Origin of the sequence: Paraburkholderia pallida, from assembly GCF_004524855.1 — a bacterium.
Lineage (GTDB): Bacteria > Pseudomonadota > Gammaproteobacteria > Burkholderiales > Burkholderiaceae > Paraburkholderia > Paraburkholderia oxyphila.
In genome coordinates, this window is the sequence record NZ_CP038150.1 from 374,427 (window position 1) to 396,498 (window position 22,072).

A 22,072-nucleotide genomic window follows, 5' to 3' on the forward strand; every position below is an offset into this window, starting at 1 on the left:
GTCACGCCACTTTCTTGTAGGCCGTCACGACGCACGCGCCGCCGAGGCCGACGTTATGCGAGAGGGCGCACTGCGCGCCTTCGACCTGGCGCTCGCCGGTCGTGCCGCGCAGCTGATGGGTGAGTTCGTAGCACTGGGAGAGACCCGTTGCGCCAAGCGGATGGCCCTTCGAAAGCAGACCGCCCGAGGGGTTGACGACCCATTCGCCGCCATAGGTGTTATCGCCGTCGTTGACCAGCTTTTCGGCTTCGCCTTGTGCACACAGCCCGAGCGCCTCGTAGGTGATGAGCTCGTTCTGCGCGAAGCAGTCGTGCAGCTCGATCACGTCGACGTCCTTCGGCCCAATGCCGGCCTGCTCGTACACGCTCTGCGCGGCGGCCTGGGTCATGTCGAAGCCGACCACGCGGATCATGTCGCGCGCGTCGTAAGTGCTCGGCGTATCGGTGGTGAGCGCCTGGCCGGCGATCAGCACGTCGGCGCGCAGGCCCTTTTTCTTCGCAAACGCCTCGGACACGACGATCGCCGCCGCGCCGCCGCAGGTCGGGGGGCAGGCCATCAGGCGCGTGAGCACGCCTTCCCACAGCATCGGGGCCGCCATCACGTCTTCCGTCGAGACGACGTTGCGGAACACCGCCAGCGGGTTGCGCGCCGCGTGGCGGCTCGCTTTCGCGCGGATCTTCGCGAACGTTTCGAGCTTCGTGCCGTACTTCCGCATGTGAGCCTGGCCCGCGCCGGCGAACTGGCGAATGGCGTTGCCGAGGCCGCCCGGATCGACCACGAGCTCATCGACGAGATTCAGCGCGCGCTCGAGCGCCGGGGCACGGTCGGTCCAGTTGGACTTGAGAGCGCCGGGCTGCATGAACTCGAAGCCGACGGCCAGCGCGCAGTCGACCGCGCCGCTGGCGACGGCCTGGCGCGCGAGAAACAGCGCGGAGGAGCCGGTTGCGCAGTTGTTGTTGACGTTGATGACAGGGATGCCGGTCATGCCGACGTGGTAGAGCGCCTTTTGCCCGCAGGTGGAATCGCCATAGACATAGCCGGCGTAGGCCTGCTGCACGTCGTTGTAGTCGAGGCCGGCATCGGCCAGGGCCTCGCGCACGGCGGTCGCGCCCATCACGTCATAGGTTTCGCTGGTGCCGGGCTTCTTGAAAGGGATCATGCCCACACCGGCAACGAACACGTTACGGCTCATAGTTTGTCTCCTTCGATACGGTTATCTGGAATCACAGCTTGCGTGAGATGAGGTCGCGCATCACTTCGCTCGTGCCGCCGAAGATGCGCGTGACGCGGGCGTCGGCGAATGCGCGGGCAACCGGGTATTCGAGCATGTAGCCGTAGCCGCCATGCAGCTGCACCATCTCGTCGAGCGCCTTGCCGAGCGTCTCCGTGGCGTAGAGCTTCGCCACGGCCGCTTCTTCGAGCGTGAGGCGCCGGCGCATGTGCTCGGCGAGGTAGTGATCGACCATGAGGCGCACGGCGATCGCCTGGGCCTTGATGTCCGCCAGCTTGAATTTGGTGTTCTGGAAATCCCACACGGTCTGGTTGAACGCGCGGCGATCCTTCACGTAGTTGATCGTGTGCTCGAGGCTCGCCTCGAGGCGCGCGGCCGCGCCGATCGCGATCGACAGGCGCTCCTGCGGCAGCTCGCCCATCAGATAGGCAAAGCCCATGCCTTCTTCGCCGAGACGGTTCGTTACCGGCACGCGCACGTCGTCGAAGAAAAGCTCGGCCGTGTCCTGCGCGTGCATGCCCACTTTCTCGAGCTTGCGGCCGCGCCGGAAGCCCGCGCGGCTCGCCTCCACGACGATCAGGCTCACCCCCTTCGAGCCTGCGGCGGGGTCGGTCTTGCAAACCATGATGATCAGATCGGCGCACAGGCCATTGCTGATGAAGGTCTTGCTGCCGTTGATGACGTATTCGTCGCCGTCGCGAATCGCGGTGGTGCGCACGGCCTTCAGGTCGCTGCCGGTGCCGGGCTCCGTCATGCCGATCGCGAGGATGGTCTCGCCGCTGCAGCAGCCAGGCAGCCACTTGCGCTTTTGCTCCTCGTTGCCGAGGCGGGCAATGTAAGGCGCGATGATGTCCGAATGCACGCCAAAGCCGAGTCCGGACAGGTTCATTGCGCTGACCTCTTCGCTCAGGACTGCGGCGTGCCCGAAATCGCCACCGCCGCCGCCGTATTCGGTCGGCAGCGTCGTGCAGAGCAGACCTTCGCGGCCGGCCTTGAGCCACGTTTCGCGGTCGACCTTGCCGGCCTTGTCCCATTCGGCCTGTCTCGGCAGGCATTCCTTTTCCAGAAAGCGGCGCGCGGAAGTGCGCAGCATCTCGTGATCGTCGCGAAAGACTGTGCGGGTAATGTGCATTGCGGATGTCCTGAAGGTTGGGACGGCGCCGGTCAGGGCGTGCGTCCCGGCGTTCGTTCGTGAGGGGCCGCGGCCGCATGGCTGCGAGGTCCGTGCCCCGTGAGCCAAGAATAGAGATTCGCGTGCCAGTCGGGCACCACCCTCGGGAGGGGGGCACAGCCCGTTTTCGGGGCGCGCGGGCCATCGGCTTCGAGCGCGCAAGCCGCTTCGCACAACGTCCTCGGGGTATTCCCGTCCCACTCTCGAAGGGGAGGTGTTTCGGCCCACCGTCACCGGCACCATGAGGCCAACCCGCCGATCGTGACGCATTGACCGGGCTTTGACATCCACGCCCATCGGGCGCGGCAAACATAAAGAGGAGACGTGTATGCGGTTTGTCACCAAGAGCATTTGCAGTGCAGTCCTGATACTCGCTGCGGGAGGCGCCTCGGCGCAGACAAGTGTGACGCTATACGGCGTCGTCGATGTGTTCGGTCAATATTTGCTCAACGGCAGCGGCACGAAGGGCGGTCCCGGCACCGCGTACGTGCCCGGAGCCAATTCGTTTTCCGAACGAAGCGGCGGATCGACCGGATCGATGTTCGGCTTGAAGGGCAGTGAAGATCTCGGCGGCGGCCTCAAGGCCATCTTCGACGTGGAGAACGGCTTCAACGTCAACAACGGAACGTTCTTCGCCGATTCCACCACGCTGTTCTATCGGCAATCGTGGGTGGGGCTGCGCCACGACGACTGGGGGCAACTCACGTTCGGGCGACAATATCAGCCGAGCTTCCTCGCGATCTATCCGACCGATCCGTTCCGCGGCAACGAAGTGCTTTCGCCCATTGCCGCAACCGATCTCGCAGGCGCACGCGACCGCGCGACACTTGCCACCCAGTATGTTTCGGGGCGCACCAGCAACGCGATCGCCTATCAGTCGCCGGATTGGCGCGGATTGCGCCTCTACGGCATGTACGCGTTCTCCACCACGGTCACGCAGCCCGTCCAGATGACGTCGGGCAACATGCTCGACCTCGCAGCGACCTATTCCGGATACGGCCTCTATGTCGGGCTCGCTTATCAGTTCCAGCACGCCGGCCAGGAAAGCGCGTCGCTCGGGCAATACCCGAGCGGCACACCGCTTGCCGGTCAGCCGCTGCCCGCGAGCACGTTCGACCTGGTTTCGACCGCGCACTATTCGGCAGCGCTGGCCTACCGCATCGGCATCGTGAACCTGCAGTTCAACTACAGCTATAACAGCCCGAGCGATCCGCCGCCCGGCGCGCGCGTCACGGCGCCCGGCGTGGGCACGCTCACGCCACTGGCAGCGCTGGTCCATCCGTACAGCATCATCGAGGCGGGCGCGACCATTCAGGCGACGTCCGTCGACGTGATCGAGATCGCCGGCATCTACCGCAGCGTGCGGGGTGTCGACGACAACACGCCTGGCTTCGAGATCGGTGCGGAGCACTTCCTCTCCAAGCGCACGAGCTTGTACCTGCGCGCCGGGTATATGAAGAACAACGGCATCGCCAATGTGAGCTGGCCCGGCGTCACGGCGGCGGACGGCTCAAAGCAGGTGCTGGCCGTACTCGGCATGTCACACCGGTTCTAAGGGAGGATAGGGATGAAAACGCAACACATCAGATATCTGGTAGCAGGGCTGCTGATCGCGCTGACGACGCTCGGCGCCCGTGCACAGGGAGCTAACGCGGCCGCATCGGCGGCGGACGAGACGAGGGACACGGCGCCAGGCGCGGCGGCGAATTCGGCGGCGGCAAGCAATGCAAAGGCCATCAAGGCCGCGGACCGGGCGTTGCAAAAGGCCGTGGTCCGCGCCCTGAGCAAGACCAGGGGGCTGCGGGTCTCCACGATCGGGGTGCGCGCGCACAACGGCGTCGTGACGCTGGAGGGCATGGTGCCCGACCAATCCCAGGTCGAGCTGGCCGCCAAAGTCGCCGAGGGCGTGCCGGGCGTGACGCAGGTGAAGAACGCGCTGACGCTTTCGGCAATATAGAGGCTTCCGAACGATTTCAGCATGCAGTACACAAGGGGATGAACGGCAACGTTCATCCCCTTGGCATTTGAACCGGGGAGCAGGCGGGCAGGGTGTGGGTCAATGCGACTGGCGACTCTACACCGCTGCGCCACGCCTTAGCCTTGATGCGATTCGAATTCGATCTTCTTCAAGATGCCCGAGTTCTTGTCGAAATAGAACGATGCGGTTTTGGTCGACCCGACCGGTACGCCAACGAACACGATGCCCACTGAGGCTCGTTTCGTGTACTGGTAACTCCAGATTTCGAAGTCGCCGGCATCCGACTTTCGGCTCGGTATGCCTAGCTGCAGGACGACGTCATTACGGGTCGCGACGCCCACTTCAAACTGCTTTTGCAGGGACTCCTGGGACGCGTCGGAAATCTTCTGCACGCCCTCACCAGGGGCGACGGACACGGCTCATCCGGTTAGCGAAGCAGCGAGCAGGAGCGCGAAAAATTGAGCTTTCATACCATGCATGTCTCTGAATTTGTCAGTCACGCATGATCACAGGGACGCCGGGCGGGCTCAATCGAACGAATACGAAACTTCTGACGATGCTGCAAAAAAAGCGTATGGCCACGTCTCGCGTGGCCATGAACGTCGACGGGATGCTCGCGCGCTTCAGGCAGCAACGGATTGCGCAGGGCGGTTCAGCGTGTGCTGAGCGCGCGCCGGATGGAGCCAACTCAGTGCAACCAGCGCGGCGCAGGTCATCAATATCGCGCACATGGCAATGCCAATTTCATAAGCGTGGCTATTGCCGCTGCCATGCACCTGAACGATGCGCCCCATGACGACGGGACCCATGGCCGCGCCAAGGCTCGCGACAGCCGTATTGATCGCCACCATCGATGCGCGCTGTGCCGTAGGCACCATTTCCGCCAGCAGAGCCGGCGCGATCGAAAGGCAGACCATTGGCAACGCACCGCCCACGGCATAGAGGGCGAGCTTGGCGCCCGCGGGGAGTTCGATTGCGGCGATGGCGAACATGAGCAGCGCGCCGGCAATCATCATGACGCACGTGAGATGGACGCGCGCCTGACGCGAACTCGCGCCGCCATTGAGCATCCGTTGAGAAAGGCCGCTCAAGCCGATATTGGCCAGCGCGCCCACGAGAATGACCAGCGCGAAGCAGCGGCCGGAGGTGACGCCGTCGAAACCGAGCCCTTTTTCGAACCACGTGGGCAGCCAGGTCAGGCTCTGCCCCAGCAACCAGTAGGCGGAGAAGCAGAGCAGAAAAACGCAGAGCACGGAGCGCTCGGTGAGCAGCTTGAGGTAAGGCTGCCGAAGCGAACCGGACGCTCCCGTGTCGGCTGGGGCGAGGCGCGGTGCGTTGTCGAGCGTGCCTTCGCGCCCGAAGCACAGCCACAGCGCGCACCACACCACGCCGACGGCGGCGAGCAGGAAGAAGTTCGCGCGCCAACCCCATTGCCGCGTGATGAGCGGGATGCCCACTCCGGCGAGGATCAAGCCCATGGCCGCGCCCTGATTGATGATCGCGACGGGCAGATTGCGCTCCCGGTCCGGGAACCACTTGAAGATTGCGTGGACCGAGACCGGAAACGACGGCCCCTCCGCAGCGCCCAGCACCACACGGCACACGAGCAAGCCCGCGGCGCTGCTCGCAAACGCCTGAGGCAACTGCAGCACGGCCCAACTGGCTGCCATGACAAGCAGAATCCAGCGCGCCGGAAAGCGGTTGGCGAGAAAGCCGACCACGACCGTCGAGACAGAAAACAACCAGAAAAAGCTGCCCGCCACCAAGCCAAATTCCGCCGGAGACAAGTGCAATTCGGCAGTCAACGGCACGGCGATCATGCCAAGCACGATCTTGTCGAGGAAATTGATCATGGCGAGACCGGTCAGCAGCGCGGTCATGGTCCATGCGGACTTTGGCTTGTTGCGGGTGTGGATGGTCATCGAAAGCCTCGAAGGCATCGTGTGTTATGGCGACCAAGCGCCGGAGCGTACCGCCCGAACGGCCGGATGCGATCACCATACGGCGGCCCAAAACCGCCAGGTACTACCCACACGGGGTGGTCAGGGAAATCCTGAGCGGCCGTGCGCTGCAGGTCTGCACGGCATCTATTCGTATGTTCAAACTTCCAGGAGTTTGGTATCAGATGAAAATACGTTGGTAATGTTACGTATTACGTCAAAATACCAACTTATCGAACGTCATACACGACATTAGTACTATAATGTCGTGCATTGTATGATCGACGATGTCGCAGCCTGAGCAACGCTAGCTGGAGCCTTCAAGCCGTGAAAATACCGGCCTCGTTGCCATCCAGCCTGTTGAATCACTCGTCGAGCCGTCCGTCCTCGATGGTCGCGACGGCAGCAAGAGCGCCAGGAACAAACGCACAGGCTGTCATTCGCCGTTTTCGCTGGCCTGCTCCCAGCCCATTCGATGACGCTCGACCGTTTCGCGATGGCGCTCGTCGTCTTCTGCGTGCAGATAGAGGCTGGTCGTGTTGAGCGATACGTGGCCGAGATTGTCGCGAATCGTGCGCAGGTCCACGCCACCGTCCGCCTGGTGCGATCCGGCGGTGTGCCGCAGCCAGTGCGCCGAGGCACGGTCGAGTTCATCGGCGCGATCGGCGAAATCCACACCTTTGCCCCGTAGCCATGCGGCGGCGCCCGCGAAAATGCCCTTGATGGCATCGTGAACGGCGGAACGCGACAGGCAACGCGCGGTGCCCTTGAACGGAAGAATGAGCGGCAGCTCCTCGGCGCGCGTGGGAATGGCTGGCAGGCCATTCGCGGTGCGATATCGCCGCATCTCGGCAATCAACTCGGGTGACGCGGGTACGATGCGGGCCTTGTCACCTTTACCCAACGTTTCCAGCCACCACTGATCCCGGCCGTCGGCGCCGAGGCGCCGGAAGAAGTCGCCCATGCGGCCGCCCGCCACTTCCGAAATGCGCATGCCCTGGAGATAGAACAGCGTCGTGAGCCAGCGGCAGCGTGCGTGATATCGGCGCTCGGCCTCGCTCTCCTGGGGGAGTTGCTCGACCCAGGCCTTGACCTCGTCCCATAGCGAGATCGACAGATAGCGGGTCACGCGCGGCGCCGAGCGCTTCGCGCGCTGCCTCAGGAGCGCCATGGGATTGCCGCGGAGATAGCCGGCGTTGACGAGCCACGTGAACATCGCGTTGAGGATGATGAGCGCCTGGCGCTGGCTGGCCGGAGAAAGCGGGCCGTTGAACGGGCGCCAGCGTGCGTCGCTGCGCGGATATTTGCCGCCGGTGGCCGACACCCAGCGGTCTGCCGGCTGCGGGTTCACGAGAAACGCCTTGTACAACAGCAGATCCTCGTGCGTGAGCGAGGAAAACGGCTTGCCCAACTGCACGACGGCCCACAGCAGCAGCCGCTCGGCTTCCTTGCGGTAGTTGTCGAACGTGGTCTTGGTATCGGCGTAGTTCGAGAGCCAGGCGCGCAAGGCGTCCAGGTCGTTGTCCGCCGCGAGTTGGCTGCTGCCGTCAACGCCGCGGTTGCTGCCGTCGCGGCCGTCGAGCGCGGACGGGACGACGAGCGATTCAACGGGCTCGATGGCGACGAGGTCGATATGGTTCACGACTGGAAGGCTCCGGATGGCGTCGCGCCGGCAGCGACATCGCATTTATCACAAACACGACATTATAGGCGCCGCACGATGCTCGCTGCCCCCGGAGCCGGTACGCCCGGTGCGCCAGGGCCTGCCTTGCCATGTAGCCGCTTGACGCCGCAAAACGTCAGCGGCACAGAAAAGCGACCGCCCTGCACGTCCGGTCGGCTATCATGCGAATCCTCTCCGAAGTAGCTCCTTATGATTTCCGTCCGTAATGTCACGCTGCGCCGCGGCGTTAACGTCGTGCTCGATAGCGCGTCCGTCACCCTCACCCCTGGCGAAAAGATTGGTCTTGTCGGCCGCAATGGCGCCGGCAAGTCGTCCTTCTTCGGCCTTCTTAACGGCAAGTTGCACGAAGATAGCGGCGAATTCTCGATTCCCCCTGCATGGAAAATGGGCCAGGTCGCGCAGGAGATGCCGGAGACCGAGCAGGGCGCGACCGATTTCGTAGTCGAGGGTGACACCGTGCTGCTCGCCGCGCAGGCCGAAGTCGCCGCCGCCGAAGCCAGCGACGACGGCATGCGCATGGCGCACGCCTACATGGCCCTGCACGACGCCGGTGCACACGATGCCCCCGCACGTGCCCAGGCGCTGATCCTGGGGCTGGGTTTTACGGGTGCGCAGCTCGATCAGCCCGTCAACAGTTTCTCCGGCGGCTGGCGCATGCGACTGCAACTGGCGCGCGCGCTGATGTGCCCGTCCGACCTGCTGCTGCTCGACGAGCCGACCAATCACCTGGACCTGGACGCACTGGTCTGGCTGGAAGCCTGGCTCAAGCGCTATCAAGGCACGCTGGTCGTGATCAGCCATGACCGCGAATTCCTCGACGCGGTGACGCAGGTGACGGTGCACGTCGACAACGCCAAGCTTGTGCGCTACGGCGGCAACTACAGCAAGTTCGAAGACATGCGCGCCGAGCAGCTTTTGCTGCAGCAGGCCGCGATGGCGAGGCAGGCCGACAAGATCGCCCACCTGCAGAAGTTCATCGACCGCTTCAAGGCCAAGGCCTCCAAGGCGAAGCAGGCGCAGAGCCGGGTCAAGGCACTCGAACGCATGGAGAAGATCGCGCCGGTGCTTGCGGATGCGGAGTTCAACTTCGAGTTCAAGGAGCCCCTCAACGTTCCGAACCCGCTGTTGTCGATGCTGGACGCGAGCTTCGGCTACCCCGCGCCGGCCGACGCACTGCCGGGCACGCCGCCCACGGTCATCGTGCGCGGCATCAACCGTTCGGTGCTGGCCGGGCAGCGCATCGGCATTCTCGGCGCCAACGGCCAGGGCAAGTCCACGCTGGTGAAGACGGTGGCGCACGCGCTGGCGCCGATTGCCGGCGAAATCAGCGAAGGCAAGGGCCTGAACATCGGCTACTTCGCCCAGCAGGAGCTCGACGTGCTGCGCCCGCAAGACACGCCGATGGAACACATGATCCGCCTGGCCAGGGACACGCCGGCGAACATGCGCGCCCCCGGCCAGAGTGGCACCGAACAATCGCTTCGCACCTTCCTCGGCACCTTCAACTTCAGCGGCGACACGGTCCATCAGGCAGTTAGCACGATGAGCGGCGGCGAAAAGGCGCGGCTCGTGTTGTGCATGATCGTGTGGCAGCGCCCCAACCTGCTGCTGCTCGACGAACCGACCAATCACCTCGACCTGGCCACACGCGAGGCGCTAGCCATGGCGCTCAACGAATTCGAAGGCACGGTGATGCTGGTCAGCCACGACCGGGCCCTGCTGCGCGCCGTATGCGACGAGTTCTGGCTGGTCACCAAGGGCGGCGTCGAGCCCTTCGACGGCGATCTGGACGATTACCAGCAGTTCCTGCGCGACGAAGCCCGTCGCATGCGCGAGCAGGCTGGCGCAGAGTAAAAGGTCATCGCCTGAGTTATTTTCGTCGCCGATACAAGAAAGAATGCTCATGCCCGAACTCATCGTCGAAACAACACGTCTTCTTATGCGTCCTCCGCAAATGCAGGACTTTGAAGACCTGTACGCAATGTGGTCAGATGCCGAGGTTGTCCATCACGTGACCGGTTACCCCCTTACGCGTGAAGATGTCTGGGCGCGATTGCTTCGCAGTTTCGGCCATTGGGCGGCTATGGGCTTTGGGCATTGGGTGGTTACGGAGAAGGCCAACGGATCATTCGTGGGGGAAGTCGGCTTTGTGCAGTACAGGCGGGGCATCAGCGCTGACTTTGACCGTGCTCCGGAGATAGGCTGGATGTTGGCTCGACGGGCACAACGCCTTGGCTACGCTTCGGAGGCAGTCGACGCGGCGCTGCATTGGGCCGATGTGCGATGGCCCGGAAGCGACACCGTTTGCATCATCTCGCCCGACAACGTTGAGTCGCTGCGACTTGGCAATAAATTCGGGTATCGGGTGGACCACGAGGGTATTTACAAGAACAAACCCATATTGGTCTGCCGACGTGCAACAAACCATCAGAAATAGCGAGCGGTGCGCTGGATATCGTGGTGCAAATCGAGTCCAGACGCTCGTGAGCGTCCGGCTGGGAACAAGACCTTACCCCGCTGAGTACACCATTCTGCGCTGGCGCTTCTGGCACGCGAAGCTGGAGAAGGTGAAAATCAGGATGCAGAGCATCCTGATTTTCATTCGGGCACGCCCACGCTGAAACCGAGGCTGGCGAACAAGCCGGGACCGGATTCCGCTGTCATCACATGGCAGCCCCATTGCTCCAGCAGCGCGCGTAGCGTGGACGACTAGGCATCCTCCTCCCCCACCTCCTCTGCACGATGGCAGGATACCTGACGCCCATCCACTTCGCGAAGCAGCGGCACTTCCTTGCGGCACCGCTCGATCGCATACGGACAGCGCTGATGGAACGTGCAGCCCGAAGGCGGGTTCAGCGGCGAAGGCAACTCGCCCTCGAGCTTGATCTTCACGTGCCGGTCCGCTTCGAAGATCGCGGGCGTCGCGGAAAGCAGCGAGCGCGTATACGGATGGCGCGGCCGCCCGATCACCGTCTTCTTGTCGCCCAGTTCCGCCACGCCGCCCAGGTACATCACCATCACGTCGTCGGCGATGTGCTCGACCACGGCCAGGTTGTGCGAAATGAACACGTAGCTCGTGCGAAACTGCTCCTGCAGGTCCATGAACAGATTGAGGATCTGCGCCTGGATCGAGACGTCGAGCGCCGAGACCGGCTCGTCGGCCACCACGATCTGCGGATCGAGGATCATCGCCCGCGCGATCGCCACGCGCTGGCGCTGGCCGCCCGAGAACATGTGCGGATAGCGCTTCGCATGCTCGGGCCGCAGGCCCACGATGCGCATCATGTGCGCGATGCGGTCGGCGCGCTCGCTCGCCGTGAGCTGGGTGTTGATCGCGAGCGGCTCGCCGAGCGTCTGCTCGACGGTCTTGCGCGGATTGAGCGAGGCGAACGGGTTCTGGAACACCATCTGCACGCGGCGGCGCAGCGCGGCGATCTTCTCGCCGTTCGCGTGCGCGACGTCCTCGCCATCGATGGTGAGCTTGCCCGCGGTGGGCGGCTCGATCATCGTGAGCTGGCGCGCGAGCGTGGACTTGCCGCAGCCCGACTCGCCCACCACCGCGAGCGTGCGTCCGCGCGTGAGCGAGAACGACACGCCGTTGAGCGCCTTCACGGTGCCCGTGCCGAACATGCCGCGCTTGACGCTGTAGTGCTTCTTGAGATCCTCGGCGACGAGCACCTTGTCGTCTTCATGAGCCGCGTGTTGCTGGACTGCGTTCATCGCGCGCCTCCGTGGATGGGTTGAGCCGTCGCGTTCAGCGGCTTGATGCAGCGGACCTGTGCATAACCGCTCTCATCGGCCACCGGGCCGAGCGCGGGCCTTGCCTTCATGCAGTCGTCCACCACGTACTTGCAGCGCGGCGCGAACAGGCACCCGCTGGGCCGGTCGTCGCGGCCGGGCACCATGCCGGGCAGCGCGGCCAGCCGCATCGCCCCCTTGTTGTGCTCGGGGATCGCCGCGAGCAGCGCCTCCGTGTACGGATGATGCGGCCGCGAAAAGATATCGGGCACGCGGTTCGTCTCGATGATCTCGCCCGCGTACATCACGGCCACGCGCTGCGCGACTTCGGAGACCACGGCCAGATCGTGCGAGATCAGCACGAGCGCCATGCCGCGCTCCTTCTGCAGGCGCACGAGCAGCTCCATGATCTGCGCCTGGATCGTCACGTCGAGCGCCGTGGTGGGCTCGTCAGCGATCAGCAGCTTCGGGTTGCAGGCCACGGCCATCGCGATCATCACGCGCTGGTTCATGCCGCCCGACATCTGGTGCGGGAAGTTGTCGATGCGGTTCTTCGCGTCGGGAATGCCCACCTGGTCGAGCAGCTCGAGCGCACGCGCATGCAGCGCCGAACCACGCAGCCCCTCGTGCAGCTTGAGCACTTCCTTGATCTGATAGCCGACCGTGTAGCTCGGGTTCAGGCTCGACAGCGCGTCCTGGAACACCATCGCGATGTCCTTGCCGACGATGCGGCGGCGCTCCTTGCCGGTGGCGTTGAGCAGGTCGCGGCCGTCGAACGTGATCGAGTCGGCGCTCACCTTGCCGGGGGCGTCGATGAGGCCCATCAGCGCCATCATCGTCACGCTCTTGCCCGAGCCCGATTCGCCGACGATGCCGAGCACCTCGCCCGGCGCCACCGAGAGATTCACGCGGTCCACGGCCGGCAGGCCGTTGAAGTTCACCGCCAGGTTGCGGATGGTCAGGAGTTCTTGAGTCATGATCAGGCCATCCGTTTCAGCTTGGGATCGAGTGCGTCGCGCAGCCCGTCGCCGAGCAGGTTGATGGCGAGCACCGAGATCAGGATGGACAAGCCCGGCATCGTGACGATCCACCAGGCGCTGTCGATGTAGTCGCGCGCCGAGGCGAGCATCGCGCCCCACTCCGCCTTGGGCGGCTGCACGCCAAGACCGAGGAAGCCGAGCGCGGCGGCGTCGAGAATCGCCGACGAAAAGCCGAGCGTGGCCTGCACGATGAGCGGCGCCGTGCAGTTGGGCAGCACCTGCGAGAACATCAGCCGCAGCGTGCCGGCGCCGGCCACGCGCGAGGCGGTCACGTACTCCTTGTGCAGTTCGCCCAAGGCCGAGCCACGCGTGAGACGCACGTACCCAGGCAGCGCCACGATCGCGATCGCGAACATCGTATTGGTCAGGCCCGGGCCGATGATCGCGACCACGGCCACCGCGAGCAGCAGCGAGGGCAGCGCGAGCAGCACGTCCATGAGACGCATGATGGGCGTGTCGGCCCACTTCTCGAAGAATGCGGCCACGAGCCCGAGCACGACGCCCGGAATCAGCGCGAGCAGCACCGACACGCAGCCGATCCACAGCGAGAGCCGCGCGCCGTACATCAGGCGCGAGAGGATGTCGCGGCCCGCTTCGTCGGTGCCGAGAATGAACTTCCAGTTGCCGCCGTCGAGCCAGGCGGGCGGGATCTTCACGAAGTCGCGGTATTGCTCGATGGGGCTGTGCGGCGCGATCAGCGGCGCGAAAACCGCCAGGAAAACGAGCAGCAGCACGATCACGCCGGCGCCCACGGCGCCCCGGTTGCGCGAGAAGTTCGCCCAGAATTCGCGCAGCACGAGCGCGCGGCCCGAAGGCGGCGTGACGGCGCGAGGCACGGTGTTCTGAATGTCAGCCATCATGCCTCCACGAGTCGATGAATGGATTGCGGGATTTGCATCGTCATGGCGTGATTACCTCGTATGTCGAATGCGCGGATTGAGCACGCCGTACAGCAGATCGACGAACAGGTTCACGACGATCACGAGGGTCGCGATCATGAGAATGCCGCCCTGCACCACCGGATAGTCGCGCCGGCTGATCGCGTCGATCAGCCATTTGCCGATGCCGGGCCACGAGAACAGCGTCTCGGTGAGCACGGCCCCCGCAAGCAGCGTGCCGACCTGCAGGCCGATCACGGTCACCACGGGAATGAGCGCATTGCGCAGCGCATGCACGACGATCACGCGCAGGGGCGAAAGGCCCTTGGCGCGCGCGGTGCGGATGTAATCCTCGCGCAGCACCTCGAGCATGGACGAGCGCGTCATGCGCGCGACCACGGCGAGCGGAATCGTGCCGAGCACGATCGCGGGCAGGATCAGGTGCGAGAGCACCGACCTGAACGCGCCTTCGTCGGTGCCGGGCAGGAGCGAGTCGATCAGCATGAAGCCCGTCACGTGCGGAATGTCGTACTCCACCGCGATGCGCCCCGAGACCGGCGTCCAGCCGAGCTTGGACGAGAACACCATGATGAGGATGAGCCCCCACCAGAAGATCGGCATCGAGTAGCCGGTGAGCGCGGTGCCCATCACGCCGTGATCGACGACGGTGCCGCGCCGCAAGGCCGCGAACACGCCGGCGGGCAGGCCCACGATGAGCGCGAACATGAGCGCGCACAACGAGAGCTCGACGGTGGCGGGAAAGCGCGCGAGGAACTCGCCCATCACGCTCGTGTTGGTGATGATCGAGGTGCCGAGATTGCCGTGCATCGCGTGCCAGACGTAGTGCACGTACTGCATCGGCAGGGGCTCGTCGAGCCCGAGGCGGTGCATCGCCTCGGCATGCATTTGCGGATCGACGCCGCGCTCGCCCATCATCACTTCGATGGGGTCGCCCGGAATCAGGTGGATGAGCGCGAACGCGAGCAGCGTGATGCCAATGAAGGTAGGTATCACCATGCCGACGCGGCGCAATACGAAGCGGAACATGTGGTGTTCCCCCTTAAAGCCTGGAATGAAACGCAACCGGCGACAGGGGCTCGTGACCCCGGTCGCCGGACCTTATTTCGACAGTTTTCCGTGTAGGTGCTGACTGAGCGAAAGTGAGTGAAACACTACGACACTACGCGACCAACATTACTGCATGCCGACGCCGTCGAAGCGCGCGTAGCCCAGCGGCTCGATGCGCATGTCGATCACCTTCTTGCTGACCGGCTGATAGACGGTCGAGTGGGCGATCGGCGAGAACGGCAGTTGCTGCGCGAAGATCTGCTGCGCCTGCATGTAGTACTTCGTACGTTGCGCCTGGTCCGAGGTCTGGCGACCCTTCTGGACCAGCTCGTCGAACGGCTTGTAGCACCACTTGCCGAAGTTGTTGCCGTTCACGGCCTCGCAGCCGAGCAGCGTGCCGAGCCAGTTGTCCGGGTCGCCGTTGTCGCCCGTCCAGCCGATCAGCATGGTGTCGTCCTCGCCCGCGTGCGCGCGCTTGATGTACTCGCCCCACTCGTACGTGACGATCTTGGCCTTCACGCCGATCTTGGCCCAGTCGGCCTGGATCATTTCGGCCATCAGGCGTGCGTTCGGGTTATAGGCGCGCTGCACCGGCATCGCCCAGAGCGTGATCTCGAAGCCGCTCGCGAGGCCCGCCTTCGCGAGCAGCGCCTTCGCCTTCTCGGGGTCGTACGGGTTCGCCTTCAGGCTCTTGTCGTAGGACCACTGCGTGGGCGGCATCGGGTTGGTCGCCGCCTGGCCCGCGCCCTGGTACACCGAGTCGATGATCGCCTTCTTGTTGATCGCCATGTCGAGCGCCTCGCGCACTTCGACCTTGTCGAGCGGCTTGTGCTCGACGTTGTACGACAGGTAGCCGAGGTTGAAGCCCGGCTGCGAGGGCATCGCGATGCCCGACTCGGCCTTCAGCGGCGCGATATCCGCGGGACGCGGATAGGTCATCACCTGGCACTCGTCGCGCTTGATCTTCTGCACGCGCACGCTGGCGTCCGGCGTGATCGAGAAGATCAGCTTCGAGAGCTTCACGGCGCCCGGCTTCCAGTAATCAGGATTGCCATCGAAACGGATGGTCGCGTCCTTCGTGTAGCTCTTGAAGATGAAGGGGCCCGTGCCGAGCGGATACTGGTTGATGTCGGCGGCCTTGCCGGCCTTCATCAGCTGGTCCGCGTATTCCGCCGACAAAATCGACGCGAATTCCATCGCCATGTTCTGGATGAACGGCGCGTTCGGCTCGTTCAGCGTGAACTTCACGGTGTACGGATCGACCTTCTCGACCTTGGCGATCAGCTTGTCGAGGCCCATGTCGGTGAAGTACGGGAACGACACCGGGTAGGCCTTGCGGAACGCGTTGTTCGGGTTCAGCATGCGGTCGAACGTGAACACGACGTCGTCCGCGTTGAACTCGCGCGAGGGCTTGAAGTACGAGGTGGTCTGGAACTTCACGCCATGGCGCAGGTGGAACGTGTAGGTCTTGCCGTCCGGGGAAACGTCCCACGACTGGGCGAGACCCGGTTCGACCTTGGTGCCGCCGCGCTCGAACTCGACGAGGCGGTTGTAGACGGTGAACGTGTTCGCGGTGAAGTCGGTGCCGGTCGTGTACTGGGCCGGGTCGAAGCCGGCGGGGCTGCCTTCCGAGCAGTAGACGAGTGTCTTGTTCGGGATGCTGCCCGCGGCGTGCGCGAGGGAGGCGCCTCCAATCGATGCCGCTGCGAGCGCCACGAGCGATGTCAGTCGTGCGACACGCAACAGTTTGCTTTGCTTCATGTTTTCTCCGATTCGGTGCCGGCCGGAGCCGGCGTACAGCGATCTTGCAAGCGCCAGGGCGCCCCGCAGCGACCACCGTCCGGACACGATCATCGTAGACAAACAGATCGTCGTGCCGGTGCGCCAAAGGATCCAAATGGACCACTTTGGCTTGAGATGCCGTTCACTAGCGGGGCTTTTCTTTGTCTGGGTAATGCATCCACTACCCGGGCTTCTGAACCTGCGATCAGAATCGGTGGTACATGCCAACGTTGGCTTGCACCTGGTTGCCGCCCGATGCGGTGTTGCCGAAGTCAGCAGCCGAAGCCTGAGCGCCCTGAGCATGGACGTAGGCACCCATGACATAGACCGAGGTGAGCTTCGACAGCGCGTACGTCGCGCCCAGCGACGCCTGGTTGATCGAAGCCATCGTGCGGCCCTCAGCGGCTTGCTCAGGCGTGGCTTGCGAACCGTAGACATACGTGTATCCGGCAGCCAGCGACAGCGCCGGAGTTGCCTGGTACTGCAGAAGGGCGCCGATCACGTTGAAGTGAATCGACGACTGGCCATCGTTGCCCTGGTATTGAGCGTTCGAGTACCGCAGGCCAGCCGTGTACTGACCAAACTGGTATTGGCCTGCGACTTGAGCGATGCCCGCGCTCTTGAACGCGTTGCCACCGTAGTAGCCCGAGCTCGGATAGCCCAGCGCACCACCGAACGACGGTTGCGCCGTTGCGTTCTGCCAGCCGGCCTCACCCTGGTTTGTAGCCTTGAAGTAGCCGCCAGCAACCGTCAGACCACCTTGATCGTAGTCCGCAGCCACCGACCACGATTGGCCCGAGCCCATGGCACCGGCAACGCCGCCGAACGAGTACGCGCCTTCCGCCTGGAAGCCGTGGAAAACCGGCGAAATGTACTTCACCGCGTTGTTCTGGTTCGTCGTGTTGTCGTTGTTGTCCACGTCGCCCGGGGTCGAGAATGTCGACGCCGAAATGCCGTCGCCCGTCAGGCCTTGAACCATTTCCGTCACGGCGTCGATCTGGCGACCCAGACGCACGGTACCGTACTGGTCCGAAGTGAGGCCTACGAAAGCCTGACGGTTGAACAACGAACGCGAGGAGCCAATGGGGCCCTGGCCGCCGATGCCGCCGGTCGCAATGTTGAAACCATTTTCGAGCTTGAAGACTGCCTTGAGGCCGCCGCCGAGGTCTTCCTGACCCTGGATACCCCACTTGTTCGAACCCGAGGCACCGCCAACGAGGGCGTACTGCGAGTGGCCACCCACGTTCGAGGTGTAGCTGATACCGGCGTCGAGCATGCCGTACAGGGTGACCGAAGACTGTGCCATTGCTGCCGAGGATGCTGCGAAAGCGGCAACAGCGATAACGCTGACCTTGATTTTGCTGTTTTTCATCTGTATTTCAGTGATCAAGAGTAATTTTTGGATTGATTGGAATGGGTTTTGTTTTATTCGAAGGCGGATGAAGGTCAGTAATTTCGTTATCCTTACAATTTCATATAGATAAATACCCGACGTCCCGACCTGCCAGGCACTCCCCCGATTAAAACAGCCGCGGCGTCCCTACCCAGATAACAACGGCTTCTCTGCTTCCGTTGTTGCTCCAGCTATGCGGGACCGTGGACTGATAATGCGCCGAGTCTCCCCTGTGCAGCACAAACTCCTTGCCTTCCAGCTCCAGCGACACTTCGCCGTCGATCACATAGAGGAACTCCTCCCCCGCGTGCGTGGTAACTTCCGAGCGCGGCTTGCCCACAGGCAGACGCACAAGAATCGATTCGAGCTGGCGTCCTCCGGCGGTATTCGTGAGCCGTGCGAACAGATTCGCCGAATCCGCGAAGCCGAAAAACTCCAGCTGATCGCCGCGCTTGACCGAGCGTTCCTCCGATGGCGTTTCGACGAAGTACTGCATCGTCACGCCCAACGCCCGCGCAATACCCGAGAGCGAGGTCAGCGACGGCGAAGCCAGACCACGCTCCACCTGCGATAAAAACGGCTTGGAAATACCGGCCACCGTTGCCGTCTGTTCGAGCGTCTGGTTCAGCCGCTGGCGCAGTGCACGGATCTTTTCACCGAGCGCCAACGCAGCCGGGTCCTGCCCCTCACTTCTAGAAACCATAACAGGAACATAAATTGCGGTCAAAAATTGTTTGATATAAGTAAATCTTGTTTGATGCCCTTGCGCTAGCCGGAATTTCCCTTATAGGAGCCAGCACCAAATCAGTGCATCAGCGCGATCCGTGCCGTCACTGTGATGGACGACCAGAGAAGAATGAAATTGTAAACCGGGTCCCTGCGCGATCCGCAGACCCTCCGCCGAAGGGCTCCCGATCTGGACGATCGGCCTCGTGCAGCTCAGTGGCAATGCAACGGACCTCAGCCTTCGCCGGTTGGTTGGCAAGCTCGGGAATGCTTGACGTGATGCAAGTTCGTGACAGGTGATTGCGCTCGTAAGCGTTAGCCGCTTCCATTCCGCCGCTTTCTTCCGCGCTGTCATCAAAAATTCATTGAATTCCCAGAGGCTGCTGCCGTTAAATCCGTCGTTCAAGCCTGTCTGGCTCTACCCATGTCTCCTCGCGCGTCTACGCCGCCCGCCCCGTTGGCCTCGATGGCCGCGACGGCCCCCACGGTTGCCGTCAACATCGAAGCCCTGATCGCCCAGCGCCAGTTGCGCGCCGTGTTCCAGCCGATCGTCGATTTCGGCGACGGCGCCATCCTCGGCTACGAGGGCCTCATTCGCGGGCCGGCCGGCTCGCCGCTCGAAACGCCCGCCGCGCTGTTCGCGCGCGCGAACGCGGCCGGGTGCACGACGGCCCTCGAGCGCGCCGCCGCCACCACGTGCATCGAGGCTTTCGTCCAGCTCGGCTGCACCGGCAAGCTATTTCTGAACTTCAGCGCCGACGCGCTGCGCCAGCTCACCGCCGCGGGCCGCAACGCGCTCGCGCTGTTCGACGGCATCGACGCCCGCCGCGTCGTGATCGAGCTCACCGAGCAGAGCACCATTGACGACCTGCGCAACTTCATGCCGGTGGTCGCGGCGCTGCGCGCAGCGGGCGCACAGTTCGCACTCGACGACTACGGCACCGCCAACGCGAGCATGAACCTGTGGGTGCAGTTGCATCCCGACATCGTGAAGATCGACCGTTTCTTCATCCAGGACATCGCCCACGACGCGCTCAAATTCGAGGCCGTGCGCGCCATGCAGCACTTCGCGCAGGCGAGCGGCGCGCGGCTCGTGGCCGAAGGCATCGAAACCGAGGCGGATCTGATCGTGCTGCGCGACATGGGCATTGCGAGCGGCCAGGGCTTCTTCTTTGGCCGCCCCGATGAACGAGCGCCGCGCACGCTCGGCGAGCGCGCACGCGAGGCACTGCTCGCGCACCACATCGCCGTGTTCCCCGAGGCAACGCACAGCACCGGCGCGAGCGCCGCGAACAACGCACCGGCCCGGAAGATGATGGTGCACGCGCCCGCGCTGCCGCGCCGCGCGACCAACAACGAGGTGCTCGACCTCTTCAACCGCCTGCCCGACCTGCACGCGGTGGCCGTGGTCGAAGGCGAGACGCCCGTTGCGCTCATCAACCGGCGTGCGTTCATGGACCGCTACGCGCTGCCCTATCACCGCGAGCTCTTCGGCAAGAAGCCGTGCCTGCAATTCGCCAACGCGTCGCCGGTCCTGATCGAGCAGTCGATGAGCGTCGAGCAGATGGCGACGCTGCTTGCGAGCGACGACCAGCGTTATCTCGCCGATGGTTTCGTCATCACCGACAACGGTCGCTACGCCGGACTCGGCACCGGTGAAAGCCTCGTGCGCGCCGTGACGGAGGTACGCATCCAGGCGGCGCGCTACGCCAATCCCCTCACCTTCCTGCCCGGCAACATTCCGATCAGCGCGCACATCGAGCGACTGCTCTCGAACGACGCGGGCTTTCATGCGTGCTATGTCGACTTGAACCAGTTCAAGCCGTTCAACGATCAGTATGGTTACTGGCAAGGCGACGAGGTGCTCAAGTTCGCGGCGCAGGTGCTCGCAGACGCGTGCGATCCCACCCGTGACTTCCTCGGCCACGTGGGCGGCGACGACTTCCTGATCCTGTTCCAGAGCGGGACATGGCATGATCGCGCGCGCCAGGCCATCGCGAGCTTCAACGCGGGCGCGCTGCGCTTTTACGCACCCGCGGACCGGCTCGCGGGCGGCATCCGCGGCGAGGACCGACGCGGCAACGCCACCTTCTTCAGCTTCGTGACGATGGCGATCGGCTGCGTGCATATCGCGCCGGGACGGGGCGCGCAGCACGGCAGCGAGGCGATCGCGTCGCTGGCCGCACTGGCCAAGCGGCGCGCGAAGCAGGAGGCGTCGGGGCTCGTGGTGATCGACGGCGGCGACAGCGCAGCGCTCCTGCCCGCGCTCGCGCACGGCGAAACGCATGACGCCGGGGCTGCCCAAAAATAAGTTTGTTAGACTAAACAGCCAGTCAAACAGGCACCTTCAGCTCATACTCGCGCGTGCGTCCAATTCGGTTAGCTATCCGTACGATGTGACACGCCAAAGCCGACAAACCTGTCTCAAGAATACGATTGCATTTGTCGCTGAAGACTGCCCGTTGCGCATCGCGTACCCACTCTCGCCCTATAGCGCCGCGTCCGTTCGTCGTCAGAGATCGGCCGTCGAAAGCGTGACCCGTTCGCCGGTGCCCGGCAGCACTTGGTGCTCCACAGCCTCCACAAGACGGCGCTTGCCAAGCTGGAAGGCGAGCACCAATTCTTTCGGTGTTCCGTTCGCCGCGCCGAGCTTTTCACAGACCGTTTCAGCACGGAGCGCAAAGGCACAGTATCCCCACCCGAAGCCATAGGCCGAAAATAATAGGGTTGAGTCGGCGGACAGCAGGGGGGCCGTCAGGTTCGTGCGGGATTGGTCCATAACTGTGAGCTCCTGACCCATAGGGAGAGGTGCCGATTTTTGCATGGAGACCTTACAAAAGCTCAACTACCGGGACTCGATGGCGAGCGGGTTGCATGTGCCATTTTCAGTCATGCTGACCCGCGCTTGACGCCCCGTCCCCGCGGGCGTCGCCCTCAACCGAGAAGCACGCAACGATGCGTGGTCAGGCAAATGCAACCTCTGCAAGGAACGTTGCGAAGTAGTCGTCGTCGAGCCATCCGGAAACATGCGTCGACGCCTCGATGCGCTCGATTTCCTTCTGCCCTTTGTCGGTCAGGATAGCAATCTGGAGTGTCGGGAGAAACTTCGTACTGGGGGGCGGTTTCTGGTCTATGGTCTGAATCAGACCTTGCGAGCGCAGCGACGTGAAAATTGGCGGTCGCTTGTGCCACGGTATTTGTCGATACAAAGCAAGTCGAAGAGCTTCAAGTACAGCGCGATTGTTCAATTCCATGAGCGTCCCTTGGTGATCGCCTGAAACGTCCTGCTGGCTCTGATCACGTACGGTAACACATGAAACGGTTCTTCCGATGACACAGACAGGAAACTCGTCAGCGCCGGATGCTTGACCGGCCCCAGGAATTTGGTTAGTCTACCAACCAAATTACGACGCCCTTAACCGATGTGGCTCGTACCGATACGG

General features: G+C 63.6%; 19 protein-coding genes. 5 read left to right on the forward strand and 14 right to left on the reverse strand.

Annotation, left to right across the window (positions count from 1 at the left end; all coding sequences use genetic code 11):
- Nucleotide 1: 1 nt before the first annotated feature.
- Both E1956_RS28325 and E1956_RS28330 read right to left on the reverse strand, forming a co-directional pair.
- Nucleotides 2-1,192 (reverse strand): lipid-transfer protein, encoded by a 1,191-nt coding sequence (locus E1956_RS28325; protein WP_134755472.1) that lies wholly within the window; start codon nt 1,190-1,192, stop codon nt 2-4.
- Between the two features lie 31 nt (nt 1,193-1,223).
- Nucleotides 1,224-2,363 carry an acyl-CoA dehydrogenase family protein gene (locus E1956_RS28330; protein ID WP_134755474.1) on the reverse strand — a complete coding sequence of 380 codons (1,140 nt, stop codon included), beginning with the start codon at nt 2,361-2,363 and terminating at the stop codon, nt 1,224-1,226.
- 367 nt (nt 2,364-2,730) lie between these two features.
- On the opposite strand from E1956_RS28330, the gene E1956_RS28335 reads away from it, so the two are divergent.
- Together E1956_RS28335 and E1956_RS28340 are read left to right on the forward strand one after the other, a co-directional pair.
- A complete protein-coding gene (locus tag E1956_RS28335) occupies nt 2,731-3,957 on the forward strand; it encodes a porin (RefSeq protein ID WP_134755476.1) in 1,227 nt (408 codons plus the stop codon).
- 12 nt (nt 3,958-3,969) lie between these two features.
- Nucleotides 3,970-4,359: a BON domain-containing protein gene (locus tag E1956_RS28340; RefSeq protein WP_134755479.1), complete on the forward strand. Its 390-nt coding sequence runs from the start codon at nt 3,970-3,972 to the stop codon at nt 4,357-4,359.
- A gap of 137 nt (nt 4,360-4,496) precedes the next feature.
- On the opposite strand, the gene E1956_RS28345 is transcribed toward E1956_RS28340, so the two are convergent.
- From E1956_RS28345 to E1956_RS28355, 3 genes are all read right to left on the reverse strand, one after another.
- A complete protein-coding gene (locus tag E1956_RS28345; protein WP_134755480.1) occupies nt 4,497-4,796 on the reverse strand; it encodes a hypothetical protein in 300 nt (99 codons plus the stop codon).
- Nucleotides 4,797-5,003: 207 nt separating this feature from the next.
- A complete protein-coding gene (locus E1956_RS28350; protein ID WP_134755482.1) occupies nt 5,004-6,302 on the reverse strand; it encodes an MFS transporter in 1,299 nt (432 codons plus the stop codon).
- Between the two features lie 454 nt (nt 6,303-6,756).
- Complete coding sequence (locus E1956_RS28355; RefSeq protein ID WP_418789318.1) at nt 6,757-7,962, reverse strand: tyrosine-type recombinase/integrase; 1,206 nt, start codon at nt 7,960-7,962, stop codon at nt 6,757-6,759.
- Nucleotides 7,963-8,193: 231 nt separating this feature from the next.
- On the opposite strand from E1956_RS28355, the gene E1956_RS28360 reads away from it, so the two are divergent.
- Nucleotides 8,194-9,858 carry an ABC-F family ATP-binding cassette domain-containing protein gene (locus tag E1956_RS28360; protein WP_134755486.1) on the forward strand — a complete coding sequence of 555 codons (1,665 nt, stop codon included), beginning with the start codon at nt 8,194-8,196 and terminating at the stop codon, nt 9,856-9,858.
- 49 nt (nt 9,859-9,907) lie between these two features.
- On the forward strand, nt 9,908-10,441 hold the full coding sequence (locus tag E1956_RS28365; RefSeq protein ID WP_232072049.1) for a GNAT family N-acetyltransferase: 534 nt from the start codon (nt 9,908-9,910) through the stop codon (nt 10,439-10,441).
- Nucleotides 10,442-10,713: 272 nt separating this feature from the next.
- Here E1956_RS28365 and E1956_RS28370 read toward each other — a convergent pair whose 3' ends face one another.
- From E1956_RS28370 to E1956_RS28400, 7 genes are all read right to left on the reverse strand, one after another.
- Entirely contained in the window at nt 10,714-11,724 is a 1,011-nt protein-coding gene (locus E1956_RS28370; protein WP_134755490.1) for a peptide ABC transporter ATP-binding protein, read from the reverse strand.
- Nucleotides 11,721-12,719, reverse strand: a complete 999-nt coding sequence (locus tag E1956_RS28375) for an ABC transporter ATP-binding protein (protein WP_134755492.1) — start codon at nt 12,717-12,719, stop codon at nt 11,721-11,723. The genes E1956_RS28370 and E1956_RS28375 overlap by 4 nt, the downstream gene beginning before the upstream one ends.
- A 2-nt stretch (nt 12,720-12,721) precedes the next feature.
- Nucleotides 12,722-13,639: an ABC transporter permease subunit gene (locus tag E1956_RS28380; RefSeq protein ID WP_134750333.1), complete on the reverse strand. Its 918-nt coding sequence runs from the start codon at nt 13,637-13,639 to the stop codon at nt 12,722-12,724.
- A gap of 54 nt (nt 13,640-13,693) precedes the next feature.
- Nucleotides 13,694-14,707 (reverse strand): ABC transporter permease subunit, encoded by a 1,014-nt coding sequence (locus E1956_RS28385; protein ID WP_134755494.1) that lies wholly within the window; start codon nt 14,705-14,707, stop codon nt 13,694-13,696.
- A 147-nt stretch (nt 14,708-14,854) separates the two neighbouring features.
- Nucleotides 14,855-16,489, reverse strand: coding sequence for an ABC transporter substrate-binding protein (locus tag E1956_RS28390; protein WP_134755496.1), 1,635 nt, complete (start codon nt 16,487-16,489; stop codon nt 14,855-14,857).
- Nucleotides 16,490-16,715: 226 nt separating this feature from the next.
- Nucleotides 16,716-17,882: a porin gene (locus tag E1956_RS28395; RefSeq protein WP_134755498.1), complete on the reverse strand. Its 1,167-nt coding sequence runs from the start codon at nt 17,880-17,882 to the stop codon at nt 16,716-16,718.
- 148 nt (nt 17,883-18,030) lie between these two features.
- Complete coding sequence (locus E1956_RS28400) at nt 18,031-18,606, reverse strand: cupin domain-containing protein (protein WP_134757866.1); 576 nt, start codon at nt 18,604-18,606, stop codon at nt 18,031-18,033.
- Nucleotides 18,607-19,095: 489 nt separating this feature from the next.
- Between E1956_RS28400 and E1956_RS28405 the strand changes: the two genes are divergently transcribed.
- The gene (locus tag E1956_RS28405; RefSeq protein WP_134757867.1) at nt 19,096-20,940 is read left to right on the forward strand and encodes an EAL domain-containing protein; all 1,845 of its coding nucleotides are present in this window, start codon (nt 19,096-19,098) and stop codon (nt 20,938-20,940) included.
- A 201-nt stretch (nt 20,941-21,141) separates the two neighbouring features.
- On the opposite strand, the gene E1956_RS28410 is transcribed toward E1956_RS28405, so the two are convergent.
- A complete protein-coding gene (locus E1956_RS28410; protein WP_134755500.1) occupies nt 21,142-21,408 on the reverse strand; it encodes a hypothetical protein in 267 nt (88 codons plus the stop codon).
- 184 nt (nt 21,409-21,592) lie between these two features.
- Complete coding sequence (locus E1956_RS28415) at nt 21,593-21,883, reverse strand: hypothetical protein (RefSeq protein WP_134755502.1); 291 nt, start codon at nt 21,881-21,883, stop codon at nt 21,593-21,595.
- Between the last annotated feature and the right edge of the window lie 189 nt (nt 21,884-22,072).